Source organism: Caballeronia sp. SL1002 (assembly GCF_057814995.1).
The window spans coordinates 2,391,775-2,407,881 of the sequence record NZ_JBYMUW010000002.1; the positions used below are offsets into that span (position 1 = coordinate 2,391,775).

The 16,107-nt window shown below is 62.1% G+C and carries 12 protein-coding genes and 1 pseudogene; 3 read left to right on the forward strand and 10 right to left on the reverse strand.

Annotated features, from left to right (window positions below; genetic code table 11):
* Positions 1 to 35: 35 nt before the first annotated feature.
* Positions 36 to 355, forward strand: a pseudogene (locus AC3D25_RS13515) (YegP family protein).
* Between the two features lie 56 nt (positions 356 to 411).
* Here the strand turns inward: AC3D25_RS13515 and AC3D25_RS13520 are convergent.
* From AC3D25_RS13520 to AC3D25_RS13550, 7 genes are all read right to left on the reverse strand, one after another.
* The gene (locus AC3D25_RS13520; RefSeq protein ID WP_488888879.1) at positions 412 to 1,137 is read right to left on the reverse strand and encodes an amino acid ABC transporter ATP-binding protein; all 726 of its coding nucleotides are present in this window, start codon (positions 1,135 to 1,137) and stop codon (positions 412 to 414) included.
* Positions 1,134 to 1,811 carry a glutamate/aspartate ABC transporter permease GltK gene (gltK, locus tag AC3D25_RS13525; protein WP_488888880.1) on the reverse strand — a complete coding sequence of 226 codons (678 nt, stop codon included), beginning with the start codon at positions 1,809 to 1,811 and terminating at the stop codon, positions 1,134 to 1,136. Before gltK ends, AC3D25_RS13520 begins: the two co-directional genes overlap by 4 nt.
* Positions 1,811 to 2,551, reverse strand: coding sequence for an amino acid ABC transporter permease (locus tag AC3D25_RS13530; protein ID WP_488888881.1), 741 nt, complete (start codon positions 2,549 to 2,551; stop codon positions 1,811 to 1,813). The genes gltK and AC3D25_RS13530 overlap by 1 nt, the downstream gene beginning before the upstream one ends.
* Before the next feature lie 71 nt (positions 2,552 to 2,622).
* The gene (locus AC3D25_RS13535; RefSeq protein WP_488888882.1) at positions 2,623 to 3,516 is read right to left on the reverse strand and encodes a glutamate/aspartate ABC transporter substrate-binding protein; all 894 of its coding nucleotides are present in this window, start codon (positions 3,514 to 3,516) and stop codon (positions 2,623 to 2,625) included.
* Positions 3,517 to 3,716: 200 nt separating this feature from the next.
* Positions 3,717 to 5,045 carry a Glu/Leu/Phe/Val family dehydrogenase gene (locus AC3D25_RS13540; protein WP_488888883.1) on the reverse strand — a complete coding sequence of 443 codons (1,329 nt, stop codon included), beginning with the start codon at positions 5,043 to 5,045 and terminating at the stop codon, positions 3,717 to 3,719.
* A gap of 108 nt (positions 5,046 to 5,153) precedes the next feature.
* The gene (locus AC3D25_RS13545; protein ID WP_488888884.1) at positions 5,154 to 6,116 is read right to left on the reverse strand and encodes a LysR family transcriptional regulator; all 963 of its coding nucleotides are present in this window, start codon (positions 6,114 to 6,116) and stop codon (positions 5,154 to 5,156) included.
* A 927-nt stretch (positions 6,117 to 7,043) separates the two neighbouring features.
* A complete protein-coding gene (locus AC3D25_RS13550; RefSeq protein ID WP_488889692.1) occupies positions 7,044 to 8,915 on the reverse strand; it encodes an ABCB family ABC transporter ATP-binding protein/permease in 1,872 nt (623 codons plus the stop codon).
* 265 nt (positions 8,916 to 9,180) lie between these two features.
* On the opposite strand from AC3D25_RS13550, the gene AC3D25_RS13555 reads away from it, so the two are divergent.
* Positions 9,181 to 9,576, forward strand: a complete 396-nt coding sequence (locus AC3D25_RS13555; RefSeq protein WP_488888885.1) for an acyl-CoA thioesterase — start codon at positions 9,181 to 9,183, stop codon at positions 9,574 to 9,576.
* Positions 9,577 to 9,591: 15 nt separating this feature from the next.
* Here the strand turns inward: AC3D25_RS13555 and AC3D25_RS13560 are convergent, their stop codons facing one another.
* Positions 9,592 to 12,693, reverse strand: a complete 3,102-nt coding sequence (locus AC3D25_RS13560; RefSeq protein WP_488888886.1) for a sensor domain-containing protein — start codon at positions 12,691 to 12,693, stop codon at positions 9,592 to 9,594.
* A 426-nt stretch (positions 12,694 to 13,119) separates the two neighbouring features.
* Positions 13,120 to 13,596 (reverse strand): nitrate reductase associated protein, encoded by a 477-nt coding sequence (locus AC3D25_RS13565; RefSeq protein ID WP_488888887.1) that lies wholly within the window; start codon positions 13,594 to 13,596, stop codon positions 13,120 to 13,122.
* A 175-nt stretch (positions 13,597 to 13,771) separates the two neighbouring features.
* Between AC3D25_RS13565 and fdhD the strand changes: the two genes are divergently transcribed.
* Positions 13,772 to 14,593, forward strand: a complete 822-nt coding sequence (fdhD, locus tag AC3D25_RS13570; protein WP_488888888.1) for a formate dehydrogenase accessory sulfurtransferase FdhD — start codon at positions 13,772 to 13,774, stop codon at positions 14,591 to 14,593.
* A 698-nt stretch (positions 14,594 to 15,291) separates the two neighbouring features.
* Here the strand turns inward: fdhD and AC3D25_RS13575 are convergent.
* On the reverse strand, positions 15,292 to 16,056 hold the full coding sequence (locus tag AC3D25_RS13575) for an enoyl-CoA hydratase (RefSeq protein ID WP_488888889.1): 765 nt from the start codon (positions 16,054 to 16,056) through the stop codon (positions 15,292 to 15,294).
* Positions 16,057 to 16,107 lie beyond the last annotated feature (51 nt).

Sequence of the window (16,107 nt, forward strand, 5' to 3'; positions counted from 1 at the left end):
TGCACTTTCATTCACCGCGAACGAGAGGAAAGGCCATGTCAGGGAAGTTCGTCATCGATAAAGCCAGCAACGGGCAGTTCTACTTCAATCTCAGGGCCGGCAACGGCGAGCCGATCCTCAAAAGCGAGATGTACGTGACGCGCGCGTCCGCCGAGCACGGCATTGCCTCGGTCAAGACGAACGCTACGAGAAGAAGGACAACAAGGCGGGCGCGCCGTACTTCAACCTGAAAGCGGGCAACCATGAAGTGATCGGCACGAGCGAGGCTTATAGCAGCGCGTCGGCGCGCGATCACGGGATCGAATCGGTGAAGAAGAACGCACCGGACGCCACGATTCAGGACAACACCAAATAAAAACGCGGCCCGGTTTAACCCAGGCCGCGTTTTTCATGCGAACTGCACGGTGAATCTCAGTGCAGGATCTTCGCCAGGAAATCCTTCGCGCGATCCGACTTCGGATTCGCGAAGAATTCGTCCTTCTTGTCGTCTTCCACGATCAACCCGCGGTCCATGAAGACCACGCGGTGCGCGACCTTCTTGGCGAAACCCATTTCGTGCGTGACGCACATCATGGTCATGCCTTCCTGCGCGAGTTCGACCATCACATCGAGCACTTCGTTGATCATCTCGGGATCGAGCGCGGACGTGGGTTCGTCGAACAGCATCGCGATCGGATCCATCGACAACGCCCGCGCAATCGCCACGCGCTGCTGCTGGCCGCCCGAAAGCTGACCCGGGTATTTGTCGGCGTGCGCGCGCAGTCCCACGCGATCCAGCAGCTTCAAACCCTTCGCCGTGGCTTCATCGCCGGTCCGGCCGAGCACCTTGATCTGCGCGAGCGTCAGGTTCTGCACGATCGTCAGATGCGGGAACAGTTCGAAATGCTGGAACACCATGCCGACTTTCGCGCGCAGCTTCGAGAGGTTGGTCTTCTTGTCGCCGACCGACTTGCCGTCGATGGTGATTTCGCCCTGCTGGAACGGCTCCAGGCCGTTCACGGTCTTGATGAGCGTGGATTTGCCCGAGCCCGACGGGCCGCAGACCACCACCACTTCGCCCTTTTTCACTTCGGTCGAGCAATCGGTCAGAACCTGGAATTGGCCGTACCACTTGGAAACATTCTTGATAGAGATCATCTTGCGACCTTTTTCTGAAGACTTTTGACGAGGGCCGATGCCAACACGCAAACCACGAAATAACACGCGCCTGCGAACAGAACCATTTCGACGGTCGTACCGTCGCGATCGCCGACGTTGGTCGCCGTGCGGAAAAAGTCCGCGAGACTGATGACGTACACGAGCGACGTATCCTGAAACAGGACGATCGCCTGCGTGAGCAAGAGCGGCACCATCGCGCGAAACGCCTGCGGCAGCACGATCAGCCGCATGGCTTGCGGGTACGTCATGCCGAGCGCGAACGCCGCGTTCACCTGCCCGCGCGCCACGGCCTGAATGCCCGCGCGGATGATTTCCGAATAGTACGCGGCTTCAAAAAGCGAGAACGCGACCATCGCGGAAGCCAGGCGAATGTCGATATCCGCCGACAGCCCGAGCACGTTTTGCAGCAACTGCGGCACGATCAGGAAGAACCACAGCAGCACCATCACGAGCGGGATCGAGCGAAACAGCGTGACGTAGAGCTTCGCGAACCATTCGAGCGGCTTGATGCCGGACAGGCGGAACAGCGCGATCACCGTGCCCCACACGATACCGACCACGATCGCCAGCACCGTGATCTGCAGCGTGATGATCGCGCCCGTCCAGAGCGTCGGCCATGCGCCGACAATCCCACTCCAGTTGAATTGATGCATCACTTGCCTCCGATGTAGCCGGGCAGCCGGGTTTTCGCTTCGACCCAGCGCATCAGTTGCATGACGACGAGGTTGATCAGCATGTACGCGAGCGTCACCGCGATGAACGATTCATACGTCTGCGCGGTGTAATCCACGAGCTGACGCGCCTGCGCCGACAGATCGAGCAAGCCGATGGTCGACGCCACCGCCGAGTTCTTGAACACGTTCAGGAATTCGGACGTGAGCGGCGGCACGATGATGCGGTACGCGACCGGCATCAGGATATAGCGGTACGTCTGCCATTGCGTGAGGCCCATCGCGAGACCGGCCGCACGCTGTCCGTGCGGCAGCGCGTTGATGCCCGAGCGCACTTGCTCGCACACGCGCGCGCCGGTGAAAAGCCCGAGGCAGATGATCGACGACGAAAAGAACTGCGCGCCCGGCGGCAATTGCTTGAACCAGTTTCCTATGGATACGGGCAGCAGTTCGGGTATCACGAGATACCAGATGAAAAACTGCACGATCAGCGGAATGTTGCGGAAAATCGCCACGTAGACCGTGCCGATTGCCGCGAGCTTGCCGTTCGGGACCGTGCGCAGAATGCCGAACAGCGAGCCGACTACGAGTGCGATGACCCACGCCGCGAGCGACACGGTGATCGTCACCCAGAAGCCGGATATCAGCCAGCCGAGGTACGTCGTGGGCTCGCCGGTCGAGACCGGACTCAGCAAGATGCCCCAGTTCCAGTGGTATGACATGGACTCACTCCAAAGAAAAACGGAAGAAGCGCAATGCTCCTTCCGTTTCGTTCACTCAAACCCGAACCAGATTAGTCGATTGCCTTGTCATTCGGGCTCTTGTAGAGCGCCTTGATGTCGTCGCTTTCCGGGAAGTTGAGGTTCAAACCCTTCGGCGGAATCGCGCTTTCGAACCACTTCTTGTAGATCTTGTCCGCGTCGCCCGAGGTTTCGACCTTGGCGATGGCGTCGTCCACGACCTTCTTGAATTCCGGATCGTTCTTGCGCAGCATGCAGCCGTAAGCCTCATGCGATTGCGGCGCGCCGACAATCACGAAGTCGTTCGGATTGTTCGACTTCGCACGCTCGCCGGCGAGCAACGCGTCGTCCATCATGAACGCGACCGCGCGGCCGGTCGACAGCGTCAGGAACGACTCGCCGTGATCCTTCGCGCTGATGATGTTCATGCCCATGCTCTTGTCCTGATTCATCTTGCGAAGCAGGCGCTCGGACGTCGTGCCGGCCGTCGTCACGACGGTCTTGCCTTTCAGATCCGCCCAGTCCTTCACGCCCGAATCCTTTTTGGTCATCAGGCGCGTGCCGATCACGAAAATCGTGTTCGAGAACGCCACTTGTTGCTGACGCTCGGCGTTATTCGTGGTCGAGCCGCATTCGAGATCGACCGTGCCGTTCTGCACGAGCGGAATGCGGTTTTGCGACGTCACCGGCGTGAGCTTGACCTTCAGGTCCGACAGCGCGAGCTTCTGCTTGACGGCTTCCACCACCTTCAGCGCGAATTCGTGCGAGTAGCCGATAACCTGCTGTTTATCGTCGTAGTACGAAAACGGGATGGACGATTCGCGATGCCCCAGCGAAATCACGCCCGTGTCCTTGATCTTCTTCAGCGTACCGGCGTCTTGTGCTTGAGCGGCGGTGGCGAAAACACCCAGTGCGGCCAGCAGCAGCGCAGCTTTTTTAACCATCATTGTTGGATCTCCTTGGCGAAAACGGGGCAAGTTTAGCAGGGTAATTAATTTGAAAGAATGATTGTTAACCACACTTTGGCTTTTTTGAGACGCCCCCCGCGCGAACCCCGCACGGCGTGCATTCTAACGGTGTTTTCATACAAAAACGCGGGCGTCACCCCAAAGGATGACGCCCGCGTTTCAGACGGCTGCCGGTCCGGTCACGGATACAGCCCGCGCATTTCACGCGCCATCAGAATCCGCGAACACGCGACGATAAACGCAGCCGTTCGCACCGACACCTTGTGCTCGCTCGCCACCTGCCAGACGGCGGCGAATGCCTCGCGCATCACGCGTTCCAGACGCTGGTTGATCTCGTCCTCGGTCCAGAAGAAGCTGGAGAAGTCCTGCACCCACTCGAAATACGACACGGTCACGCCGCCCGCGTTCGCCACCACGTCGGGAATCACGAGAATGCCCTTGTCGTGGAGAATGTCGTCGGCGGCGGTCGTGGTCGGGCCGTTCGCGCCTTCCACGACGATTTTCGTGCGGATCTTGTGCGCGTTTTTCTCGGTAATCTGCCCTTCCAGCGCGGCGGGAATCAGGATGTCGCTTTCGACGGTCCAGAATTCATCGGTCGCGATAGGTTCCGCGCCGGGGAAACCGCCCACGCCGCCATGCTGGGCGACGTGTTCGAGCAGCGCGACCGCGTCGATACCCGACGATTTATGCAGCGAGCCGCTGTGATCCTGCACGGCGACGACCTTCGCGCCCGCTTCCTGAAAGAGCCGCGCCGCGATCCCGCCGACGTTGCCGAAGCCCTGCACCGCGATCCGCGCGCCTTCGATCTCGAAGCCCGTGCGCCGCGCCGCTTCCGTGCCCACGACGAACACACCGCGTCCCGTCGCTTCCTTGCGTCCGAGCGATCCGCCGAGCGAGATCGGCTTGCCGGTCACGACGCCGGTGGCCGTCTGGCCCTGATTCATGGAGTACGTGTCCATCATCCACGCCATGATCTGCTCGTTCGTGTTCACGTCCGGCGCGGGAATGTCGGTGTTCGGTCCGATGATGATGCCGATTTCGCTCGTGTAGCGGCGCGTGAGCCGTTCGAGTTCGCCGCGCGACAACGTGCGCGGATCGACGCGGATACCGCCTTTCGCGCCGCCGTACGGAACGTTGACCGCCGCGTTCTTCACCGACATCCACGCCGACAGCGCCATCACTTCCGAGAGCGTCACATCCTGGTGATAACGCACGCCGCCCTTGCCCGGTCCGCGCGACGTGTTGTGCTGCACGCGATAGCCTTCGAAGTGCGCGACCGTGCCATTATCGAGTTCGATCGGGCAATCGACGATCAAAATCCGTTTCGGGCGTTTGAGCGTCTCGATCCAGCGCGACAGCGGGCCAAGATACGGCGCGACGCGATCGACCTGCTGGAGATAGTTGCCCCACGGTCCGAGATCGTTGGCGTCGAGATACGAGGGAATGGCGTGCTTGACGAGGGCGGATTGCGACGGGGAAGACGGCGTTTCCTGCTTCGGGGATGACATCTACGCTCCAGCGGTTGGTCGGTATAAACATTGTCGAAAAACCGCATCGCGAAATCCAATGCCGTTTCGCTATCCCGTTATGCGTTTCGCGCATAACCATCAAAACATTTACTCAATCGCCCGTTCGCGCGCCAGTTCCTCGCCGACGGCTTCCCATAATGCGCGCATCAGCGCCTGGCGCGGGTCGTCGCCCTGCGACGCAAGTTTGTCGCGATACAGTCGAATTTCCATGGTGAGCGTGAACTGGCCGGCGGGCGTGCCACGGGTCGCGCGATCGAGCCGGATCAACTGGCCTTGCTCGACGGCATCCTCGACCGCGCTGTGGGGCAGGAAGGCGACGCCGTGGCCCGCGAGCGTCATCGCTTTCAGGCCTTCGGCCATGTCGGTTTCGTACACTTTGTCGAGATGAAGGCGCGTCGGCGCGGTCGCGATGATCACCTCGGTCATGCGTCCGAGATACGCGTTCGGCGTGTAAGACAGATACGGCGCGGGGGCATCGGCGCTGGCGGGCAACGTATAGCGCGGACGTCCGCCTTTGCCAGGCGCTGAGAACGGGCTGATCGGCTCGGTGCCGAGCGTGAGCATGTCGTAGCGCGCGGGATCGAGCGCGACCGGATGGCTTGGATGGTGATAGCCCATCACGAGATCGCAGCCGCCTTCCACCAGCGACAACACCGCGTCGTGCACGTTCAGCGCGCGCAGGCGGGTATGAATCCGCCCGAGCCGCGCCTCGATATGCTGCAGCCAGCGCGGGAAATAGGTGAGCGAAAGCGTGTGCGGCACCGCGAATTCGATCGTCGCGGCGGGCGCGCCGCCTTGTCCGCGCAAGAGCGTGCGGGCTTCGTGGAATTGCGAGAGCATCGCGAGCGCCTGTTCGTAGAACACTTGTCCCGCTTGCGTGAGCCGCGTCGGATAGACCGAACGGTCGATGAGCTCGGTGCCGAGCCACGCTTCCAGCGCCTGGATGCGCCGCGAAAACGCGGGCTGGGTGATGTGCCGCAGTTCGGCGGACCGGCTGAAGCTGCGAGTCTCAGCCAGCGAGACGAAGTCTTCGAGCCATTTCAGTTCCATGCGGACCTCGTGCTTGCATTGGCGCGGCGGACGTGGGCGAGCGTCGCGGGAGGTCGTATTTTAGCTGGGCGCGATGGCGCGGGGTTGGGTGTCCGGGACGGGGTTGCCTTGCGGTTTCTGGGAACGTGCGTTCGTGTCGGTCTCTTAGCTCTGCCCTGTGCAGGGCGGACGGGCTTTGGTTTGCTGGCGCTTTTTGCTTTTGTGCGCCTGTGGTTTCGGGGAGCTCCGGTTTGGATTCGCTGGCGCTCTCTGCTTTTGTCGGCTTGCGCTTCTTGGAAACTTGCCTTCATGTAGGTCTATTAGCACGCCGCTATGCGCGGCAGCAGTCACTTTCTTTGCTGCTGCAAAGAAAGTAACCAAAGAAAGCAGCTAGTCCGTCTAAGTGTCCACCACGAACGGTTTCCGGGAGTGGTGCGCAAGCTGATTCGGCCATCGCACCACACCACAGAGTGGAGCCGCTCATTCATCCCCGCAGGCACAAAGTGCCTGCCGGTAAGGCATAACCGAAGAAAACCAAAGCAAACCAAACCGCCGGTTTTTTGTTATGCCCGTCGTCCTCGCGCAGCGAGGATGGAACTGACAGGCGCTGTGCCAATACCAATAACTGCGAGTTAGCCGAATCAGCTTGCGCGCCTATCCGTGCGGTTATTCGTGGTGGACACTTAGGCGGATAAGCTGCTTTCTTTGGTTACTTTCTTTGCAGCAGCAAAGAAAGTGACTGCTGCCGCGCACAGCGGCGAGCTAATGGACCTACACGAAAGCAAGTTCTCGAGAAGCGCATGCAAACAAAAGCAAAAAGCGCCAGCAGATCCACAACGGCCGCTCTGGACAGGGCCAGAGCTAGTGAACGTAGACGAAAACAAGTTCGCAACAAGCGCCCAAGAAACCCAAGCAAAAGCGCCAGCAAAACCAAACCCGTCGGCTTACTCAGCCGCCAGGCCCACCGACCGCCTCCGGCTCAGCGGCGCGTTCCTGCTGCAACGCCCACATCTGCGAAAAGAGTCCCCCCGCCCGCAGCAATTCAGCGTGCGTACCACGCTCGACAATCCGCCCATGATCCATCACGATAATCTGCTGCGCGTGCACGACCGTCGACAACCGGTGCGCGATGATAAGCGTCGTCCGCTCCCGTGCGATGAGATCGAGTTCGTGCTGGATCGCGCGCTCGGACTTCGAATCGAGCGCGGACGTGGCTTCGTCGAAGATCAGGAGCGGCGGATCCTTCAAAAGCGTCCGCGCGATCGCGACGCGCTGCTTCTCGCCGCCCGAGAGCTTCAGCCCGCGCTCGCCGACCGGCGTGTCGTAACCCGCCGGAAGCCCTTCGATAAACGTATGAATATGCGCGGCGCGCGCCGCTGCGATCACTTCATCGCGCGTGGCCGTCGGCCGGCCATACGCGATGTTGTAGTAGATCGAATCGTTGAAGAGCACCGTGTCCTGCGGCACGATGCCGATCGCCGCCCGCAGCGAATCCTGCGTGACGTCGCGAATATCCTGCCCGTCGATCGAGATGCGCCCGCCGTTCGCCCGGTCGAGATCGTAGAAGCGGAAAAGCAGCCGGCCGAGCGTCGATTTGCCCGAACCACTATGGCCGACCACCGCCGTCGTCGTCCCCGCGGGAATCGTGAAATCGACGCGATGCAGGATCGAGCGCGCGGCTTCGTAGGAAAAGCTGACGTTCTCGAAGCGCACCGCCGCGCCGCGCACGACGAGCGCCGGCGCATCGGGCGCGTCCGGCACTTCGCGCCCCGCGCCGAGCAGCGTGAACATGCGGTCCATGTCGGTGAGGCTCTGCTTCAGTTCGCGATACACCACGCCGAGAAAATTGAGCGGGATGTAGAGCTGCAACATGAACGTGTTGATGAGCACGAGATCGCCGAGTGTAAGACGCCCGGCCATCACGCCGTGCGTCGCGCGCCAGAGAATGAACACGAGCCCGGTGCCGATAATCGCCTGCTGGCCGAAATTGAGCATCGAAAGCGAGCGTTGCGACGTGATCGCCGCCGCCCGGTAGCGCCGCAGGTTTTCGTCGTAGCGCTGCGCTTCCCACTCCTCATTGCCGAAATACTTGACCGTCTCGTAGTTCAGCAGCGAGTCGATCGCGCGCGAATTCGCCTTCGAATCCAGCTCGTTCATCGTGCGGCGATAGTGCGTGCGCCACTCCGTCACCTTCACCGTGAACACGATATAAGTGACGAGCGCGATCAGCGTGACGACCGCGTAATACGCCTCGTACTTCGTCACGAGAAAGCCGAGCACGAGCCCGACTTCGACGAGCGTCGGCAGGATGCTGTAGAGCGAATACGAAACGAGTTGCTGGATGCCGCGCGTGCCCCGTTCGATATCGCGCGACATGCCGCCCGTCTGCCGTTCCAGATGAAACCGCAGCGAAAGCGCGTGCAGATGGCGGAACACCTTGAGCGCGAGCTGGCGCACGGCGCTTTCCGTCACCTTGGCGAAGAGGATTTCGCGCAGTTCGGTGAAAAGCGAAGTGGAAAGACGCACGACCGCGTAGGCGACCACGAGCAGCCCCACGCCGCCGATCAAGACGAGCGCCGCCGAATCCTGCGCGCGTCCGAGCGCGGTCAGATGCTGCACGGAGGAAAGGCTGTCGACGATCTTCTTCATCACGATCGGCACGCCCAGGTTCGCCACCTTCGCGCCGATCAGGCACGTCAGCGCGAAGGTCACGCGCCATTTGTAGGTCGTGAGATAAGGCAGCAGCGAGCGGATGGTCTGCCAGTCGTTGCGCGGTCCTTGAGCTACGGGAGCCGGTTCGGCATTGGAATTGCGGCGCATGAATTCGTGTTCTGCATAGGTCCGCGCGCGGGCATGAACGGCGCGCGGCGGCGTGGTATCGCGGGGCGGGCGCACATCGAAAATGCGTGCTTTCCCGTACAATTCGATGTTCCCACGCGGCTTCCTTCGCGCGCGGCGGAATCAATGCCGCGAGCGCGGGACATCGTTATCCGTGCATTGTCGCAGAAGGCCCGGCGCGCCGCTGACCGCGCCGCCGGGAGCCGGTCGCCCGCAGCGGTCGCCCGCCTCATTAACTGGAATCCCCATGAACGAACACTTGCAACTTCCCCAGAAGCCGGTCGCGCTGCGCGTCGTCCCGCAGCCTTCCGATGCCAACGTCCACGGCGACGTCTTCGGCGGCTGGATCATGGCGCAAGTCGATATCGCCGGTTCGATCCCGGCGAGCCGGCGCGCGAACGGCCGCGTCGCGACCATCGCAGTGAATTCGTTCATCTTCAAGCAGCCGGTGTTTGTCGGCGATCTGCTGAGTTTTTATACGGATATCGTGAAGACGGGCAACACGTCGGTAACGGTTGCCGTCGAAGTCTGGGCGCAGCGCATGAGCCTGAGCGAAGACGTGGTGAAGGTGACGGAAGCCACGCTGACCTACGTGGCAACCGACAGCGACCGCCGTCCGCGCGCGTTGCCCTCGCTCGACTGAACGCCGTCCCAAGCCTTAGTTGAGCAGAATCCCGTGCTCGAGCAGCCCGGGGATCGCGTCGCGCGGCATCGGACGCGAGAAGAAGAAGCCCTGCATTTCGTCGCAGTCGCGGGCGCGCAGGAAATCCAGTTGCGCCGACGTTTCCACGCCCTCCGCAATCACCTGCAATTCCAGTGAATGCGCGAGCGCGATGATGGCCGACGTAATGGTTTCGTCGTCGCCCGACGCGCCGATATCCGCGACGAACGAGCGGTCGATCTTCAGCCGGTGCACCGGAAACCGCTTCAGATAGCTGAGGCTCGAATAACCGGTGCCGAAGTCGTCGATCGCGATGCCGATCCCGAGCGCCGCCAGTTCCGCGAGCATCGTCGCGGCTTCCTCGGCGTTGCGCATGATCGCGCTTTCCGTCAGTTCGAGTTCCAGAAACTCCGGCGCGAGGCCGGTTTCCGCCAGCACCGACATCACGAGCGACGCGATATCGCGCTGCTGGAACTGCCGCGCCGAAAGATTCACCGAGACACGCGCAGGCGGCAGCCCGGCGTCCTGCCATGCCTTGTTCTGACGGCACGCCTCGCGCAGCACCCACTCCGAAATCGGTCCGATCAGGCCGCACTCTTCCGCGACCGGAATGAACGCGTCCGGCGAAACGAGCCCGTGCTCGGGATCGAGCCAGCGGACGAGCGCTTCCACGCCGACGATCCTGCCCGTCGCCAGGTCCACCTGCGGCTGGTAATGCAGCAGGAATTCGCTGTCGCGCAGCGCGCGCCTGAGACGCCGCTCGACGTTCATCCGCGCGCCGACGCTCGCGTTCATCTCCGGCTGGAAGAACTGGAACGTGTTGCGGCCCATGTCCTTCGCCCGATACATCGCGAGATCGGCCTTCTTCATCACGGTTTCCGCGTCGTCGCCGTCTTGCGGAAACAGGCTCGCGCCCATGCTGCAACCCACGTAAAGCTCCGTGCCGTCGAGCAGTACCGGCTCGGAAATCGCCGCGCGCACGCGCTCCATCCACGCGATCAACGGTTGCTCGTCGGCCATGTCGGGCAGCACGATCACGAATTCGTCGCCGCCATGGCGCGCGACCGTATCGCTTGCCCGCGCGCAGCGCAACAGCCGTTCCGCGACGACCGCGAGCAAGCGGTCGCCGACGCTGTGGCCGAGACTGTCGTTCACATTCTTGAACCCGTCGAGGTCGATGAACACCACCGCCAGCCGCGTCTCGCGCCGCCGCGCCGTTTCGATCGCATGCTGAAGTCGGTCGCGCAGCAGATTGCGGTTCGGCAGACGCGTCAATCCGTCGTAATTCGCCTGATATTCGAGCTGCTCCTGATAGCGGATCAGGTCCGTTACATCGTTGATCACGCCGATATGGTGCGTCGTCTGGCCCTGCACGTTCGGTACGGGCGCGACGAAAAGCTGATTCCAGAACAGCGCGCCGTCCTTGCGATAATTGCGCAGCACGGCGCTCACTTCGGTATTCGCCGCGAGGCCGCGGCGGATCGACTCAAGTCCGTCCTGCTCGCGGTCGTCGCCTTGCAGGAAGCGGCAATCGCGGCCGATCACCTCGCTCGGCTCGTAGCCCGTAATGCGCTTGAACGCCGGATTCGCATACTCGATCACGTTGCCGCCGCCGGTCGCGCCGGTGATCAGAATGGCGTTCACGCTGGCGTCGAGCGCGCGGCTCTGGAGCAGCAGCGCGAGTTCGGCGCGCTTGCGCTCGGTCACGTCGTGATACGAGCCGAGCACGCCGATAATCTGCCCTTCGCCGTCCATCAGCGGCAGCTTGCTGGTGACGACCGTGCGCAGGTCTTCGTTCACCATGACATCGTGCTCGCAGTTCATTTTCGGCACGCTCGACACGATCACGTCTTCGTCGTCGGCGCGCAGCATTTCGGCCGAACGCCGCCACGGCAGATCATGGTCGGTCTTGCCGACCACCTGTTCGTTGTAGGCAAGACCGGCGTCGCGGGCGAACGCCGTGTTGCAGCCGAGATAACGCGACTCGCGATCCTTCCAGAACACGCGCTGCGGAATATTGTCGATGACCGATTCCAGCATCTGGTTCGAGCGCCGCGCTTCGGCTTCGGCGTTGATCCGGTCGGTGACGTCGTTCGCGAGCATGAAGATGCCCGGACGTCCCGAATAATCGAGCCCGTGATACGACATATCCACGCTGATCTGCGCGCCGTCCTTGCAGCGCTGCCGCCACACGCCCGCCGAGCGTTGCGCACCTTGTGTCTCGCCGACGCCCCGCGCGAGCCGCGCCGCCAGCCGGTCGAAGTCGTCGGCGGCGTGCAGGTCGTGCAAAGTCAAATCGAGGAATTCCGGCTCGCTGAAGCCGTAATGCTCGATCGCCGCCGGATTCACCGCGATAAACCGCAGCGTCACGCCATCGACGATCCACATCGGCACCGGATGCGCGTCGAAGAGACCGCGAAAGCGCTCGTTGCTGAGGTGCTTCGCGCGCGCGATGCGCAGCTTGCCGCGCGCCGAGCGTTCGTGCGTGGCGAACGTGTAGATCAGCACGGCGCTGCCGAGCAGCATCGTCGCGATCAGCATGAGCATCGCGCGGCCCGACGCCTGCGCGGATTGCGCGAGCGATTCGCTTAAGCCGCGGTCGCTGCGCGCGCGGACCTCGGCGATTTCGGCATCGAGCGCCTGCTGATCTTCGCCCAACTCGACGAACGCCGCATCGACCCAATCGCGCGGCGCGTCCGGCGCTGCCGCGCCCACGCGGGCGAAGGCGCGCGCGGCGGCGGCCTGCATCTGACGGCCGCGTTGTGCCACGCGCTCGAACGCGGCCGTCATGCCGGCTTCGGGCGCGAACTGCGCGCGCAGGCGGCTTTCCAGCGCGTCGACATGGGCGGTTCGTGCAGCGCGCGCGGACGCCGCTTCGACGGTACCGGCGGCCTCATAGCGGCTGAGCGCCGTCAGCGCTTCGCCGAGCGATCCGCGATAAGCGTCGAGATCGCGCATCTGGCTCATCGAGCGCAGCGTGCGCCCGTCGGCGGCGCGCTGATCGGTGATTTGTCCGTAGGCCACGAACGCGTTCGCGCCGATCGCGACGAGAACGACGGCGATATGAACGAGCAGCCGCCGGGAGATGAAATAAATCATGTATGCGAGCGTGATCCGAAAGGCGGGAGCGAAAGACGGCTAGACGCTCGCCGCTCGAATCAGAGGCGAGGCAGACGGCGCGCGGATTGAGCGTCCACGCGCCGACAACCGGATAACGGCAGCGAGCGGGCGAACTTTAGCCATGCGCGGGGGTATTTTTTCCGGCGCTTGGGATTTGCACCGGGAGATGCGCGGATCGGTTGATGCAGGCAGGCCCGCTCGGCGAGCGGGCTTGGTGGGTGGCTTGGTGGGTGGCTTGGTGGGTGGCTTGGTGGGTGGCTTGGTTGCCGCCTGGGTTATGGCCTAGGTCGTCGCCTGGGTTGCCGCCTAAACTGATGCCCAAATTTGCCGCCTAATCTGCCGCCGAAGTTGCCGCCTAGGATGCCGCCCAAGTTGCCGCCTAACGTTACCGCCTTCGCCTCCTAACTAGTCGGCCAGGCCGAATTCGCGCATCGCGGGCAGGAAGTCGTGATTGACCTCGTTCTTGCGCGACAGTTTGGCAAGCGCGTAGCGTTTGAACGAATCGAGCTCGCCCCAGCGCGAGAGACTCGGCGCGCCGAGTCCCTGCAAGCTGCTCTGGCGGATCACGCTTTCGGGGACGGCGTCCGTGTGCGCCCAGATCGGGTCGGTATCGGCGGGAAACTGTTCGGGTTCGGTATTCAGATGCGTTTTCAGCATTTCGATCAGCGCGCGATCGAAGTTCGGCTCGATCTCGCGATCGTTTTCGACCGGAAAACGCGCGAGCAGAACGCGGTCGTCGTGCGGCAGCATCTGCCATTGTTCGAGCGAGATGCGCATGCCGAAGCGGTCGAGGTTATAGCGCACGGCGAGCGGGATGAAACGCAGGTTTTCGGACGATTCCACTTCGAATTCGAACAGACGCGCAGCGTCGTAAAGTCCCATGACGGTAGCCTCGTTAGCGGTGAAAGCGAGCACGCGGCGGGCGTTGGACGTGGCGCGCGTGCGTCGGCAGCTTCGGTTATTGTAGGGGCCTGGAACGGCAAAATATACGTGTTGCACCAGAAAGCAGCAAACCTTATGCCCGATTCATCGTGTGATTAGTTTTCAGGAACGAAACGTGGACCAACTCGAAACCGACGACCAGCCGGGTTATCTTGCGCGGCCGGTACGACGCCATCGCGAGGGCGCGAGCACCGTGACTGACGACAGCGTCGGCCAGGAATGGCCGGTCGCGCTCGTCTACAACGGCATTTCGCATGCGGTGATGATGTGCACGCCGCGCGACCTCGAAGACTTCGCGGTGGGCTTTTCGCTCACCGAAGGCATCGTGGAACGTGGCAGCGACATTCATGATATCGAGGTGTTTTTCCGCGACGGCGCGCTGCCGCACGCGGAGGTGCATCTGGAGGTCGTGCAGCAGGCTTTTGTCGCGTTGAAGGATAAGCGGCGCGCATTGGCCGGGCGGACGGGATGCGGCGTGTGCGGTATCGAGAGTATCGAGTTGCTGGATTTGCAGCCGGAACGCGTACCCGATACGGGCTTTTTGGCGTCCCTCGCGCCGGACGCGATTGCGCGGGCATCGCGCGAATTGCCCGCGCATCAGCAGTTGACGAAGCTGACGGGCGGGCTGCACGCCGCGGCGTGGTGCGATGCGAGCGGCGCGGTTCGCTACGCGTTCGAGGATGTCGGGCGGCATAACGCGCTCGACAAGCTGATTGGACATTTGGTCCTGCAACGCGTCGATACCACGCAGGGGTTTGTGTTTTTATCCAGCCGCGCGAGTTATGAACTTGTACGGAAGGCGGCGCGAGTCGGCGTGCCGATGCTCGTGACGATTTCCGCTCCTACGTCGCTGGCTATTTCTATCGCTCGGGCTGCCCATTTGCGGCTTGTTAGTTTTGCTCGGGAGAATGGGTTTGTGGAGTATGAAGTGGACTAGTTGGTTTGCTGGCGCTTTGGATTTCGTTTGCCTGTGCTAGCTGGGAACGCGCTTTCGTGTGCGTTCATTAGCGATGCACGCGGCTGGGACGGCGGTGTTGGTTTTGCTGGCGCTTTTGCTTTTGTTTGCCTGTGCTTTTTGAGAACTTGCTTTCGTGTAGGTTTATAAGCACGCCGCTGTGCGCGGCAGCAGTCACTTTCTTTGCTGCTGCAAAGAAAGTAACCAAAGAAAGCAGCTAGTCCGTCTAAGTGTCCACCACGAACGGTTTCCCGGAGTGGTGCGCAAGCTGATTCGGCCATCGCACCACACAACAGAGTGGAACCGGTCATTCATCCCGGCAGGCACGAAGTGCCTGCCGGAACGGCATAACCGCAAAACGAAACCGACCGCTGGTTGTGAGCTGTGCCCGTCTTCCGAGCGCAGCGAGGATGGAACTGACATGCTGTGCCAATACCAATGAACGCGCGCTAACCGAATCAGCTTGCGCGCCTATCCCCAACGTTATTCGTGGTGGACACTTAGCCGGATAAGCTGCTTTCTTTGGTTACTTTCTTTGCAGCAGCAAAGAAAGTGACTGCTGCCGCGCATAGCGGCGTGCTAATAAACCTACACGAAAGCAAGTTCCCAGAAAGCGCCGGAGCATCAGACGGTTTACTCCGCCCACCCTAAAGCCGCCCCCGGCGCCAGCGCCAGCGCCCTCATTCAAACCGACGAAAGTCCGGCTTTCGCTTCTCAAAAAACGCCTTAAAAGCCTCCCGAGCCTCGGGCGAAGTGAGCATCTGCGAAAAGTGCCCGGCCTCCTCGTCCATCCGACGCCCAACCTCGCCAGCATCGGCGTGTTTCATCAGCGCCTTGCTGACCCGCAACGACGACGCCGGTAACGAAGCCAGCTTCCTGGCCTGCGCGAACGCAAACGCGTCCACCTCGTCCGCATCCATCACGCGATTCACGAAGCCCATCCCGGCCGCCTCGTCGGCATCGAACGCCTCGCCGAGGAGCAGCTTCTCGGCCGCCCGCTGATACCCCGCGATCCGCGGCAACAAAAGACTCGACGCCGCTTCCGGACACAACCCCAACTGCACGAACGGCAGCGAAAACTTCGCGCTCCGCGACGCGTAGACCAAATCGCAATGCAAAAGCATCGTCGTACCGATCCCCACCGCGACGCCCGCAACCGACGCCACCACCGGCTTCTGCGCGCCGCTGATCCGCCGCAAAAACTGAAACACCGGCGCGTCCTGCGACGACGGCGGCGACTTCGCGAAATCCTCGAGATCGTTGCCCGCGCTGAACACGCCGCCCGCGCCCCGGATCAGCACCGCGCGCACGCTCGCGTCCTTCTCGGCTTCGAAGAAGGCGTCGGCCATCTCCTGATACATCGCGGCCGTGATCGCGTTCTTCTTCTCAGGCCGGTTGAGCGTCATAGTCAACACGCCGTCGGCACGTTCGATGAGAATGTCCATCTTGTCTCCTAAAGTAAAAAACGGTCCGCAAGTCAAAGCCCGCGAACCGTC

Coding starts and splice junctions, on each gene's coding strand:
- AC3D25_RS13520 (WP_488888879.1), bottom strand. CDS start 1,137: ATGATCTCTATCAAGAATGTTTCCAAGTGGTACGGCCAATTCCAGGTT.
- gltK (WP_488888880.1), bottom strand. CDS start 1,811: ATGCATCAATTCAACTGGAGTGGGATTGTCGGCGCATGGCCGACGCTC.
- AC3D25_RS13530 (WP_488888881.1), bottom strand. CDS start 2,551: ATGTCATACCACTGGAACTGGGGCATCTTGCTGAGTCCGGTCTCGACC.
- AC3D25_RS13535 (WP_488888882.1), bottom strand. CDS start 3,516: ATGATGGTTAAAAAAGCTGCGCTGCTGCTGGCCGCACTGGGTGTTTTC.
- AC3D25_RS13540 (WP_488888883.1), bottom strand. CDS start 5,045: ATGTCATCCCCGAAGCAGGAAACGCCGTCTTCCCCGTCGCAATCCGCC.
- AC3D25_RS13545 (WP_488888884.1), bottom strand. CDS start 6,116: ATGGAACTGAAATGGCTCGAAGACTTCGTCTCGCTGGCTGAGACTCGC.
- AC3D25_RS13550 (WP_488889692.1), bottom strand. CDS start 8,915: ATGCGCCGCAATTCCAATGCCGAACCGGCTCCCGTAGCTCAAGGACCG.
- AC3D25_RS13555 (WP_488888885.1), top strand. CDS start 9,181: ATGAACGAACACTTGCAACTTCCCCAGAAGCCGGTCGCGCTGCGCGTC.
- AC3D25_RS13560 (WP_488888886.1), bottom strand. CDS start 12,693: ATGATTTATTTCATCTCCCGGCGGCTGCTCGTTCATATCGCCGTCGTT.
- AC3D25_RS13565 (WP_488888887.1), bottom strand. CDS start 13,596: ATGGGACTTTACGACGCTGCGCGTCTGTTCGAATTCGAAGTGGAATCG.
- AC3D25_RS13575 (WP_488888889.1), bottom strand. CDS start 16,056: ATGGACATTCTCATCGAACGTGCCGACGGCGTGTTGACTATGACGCTC.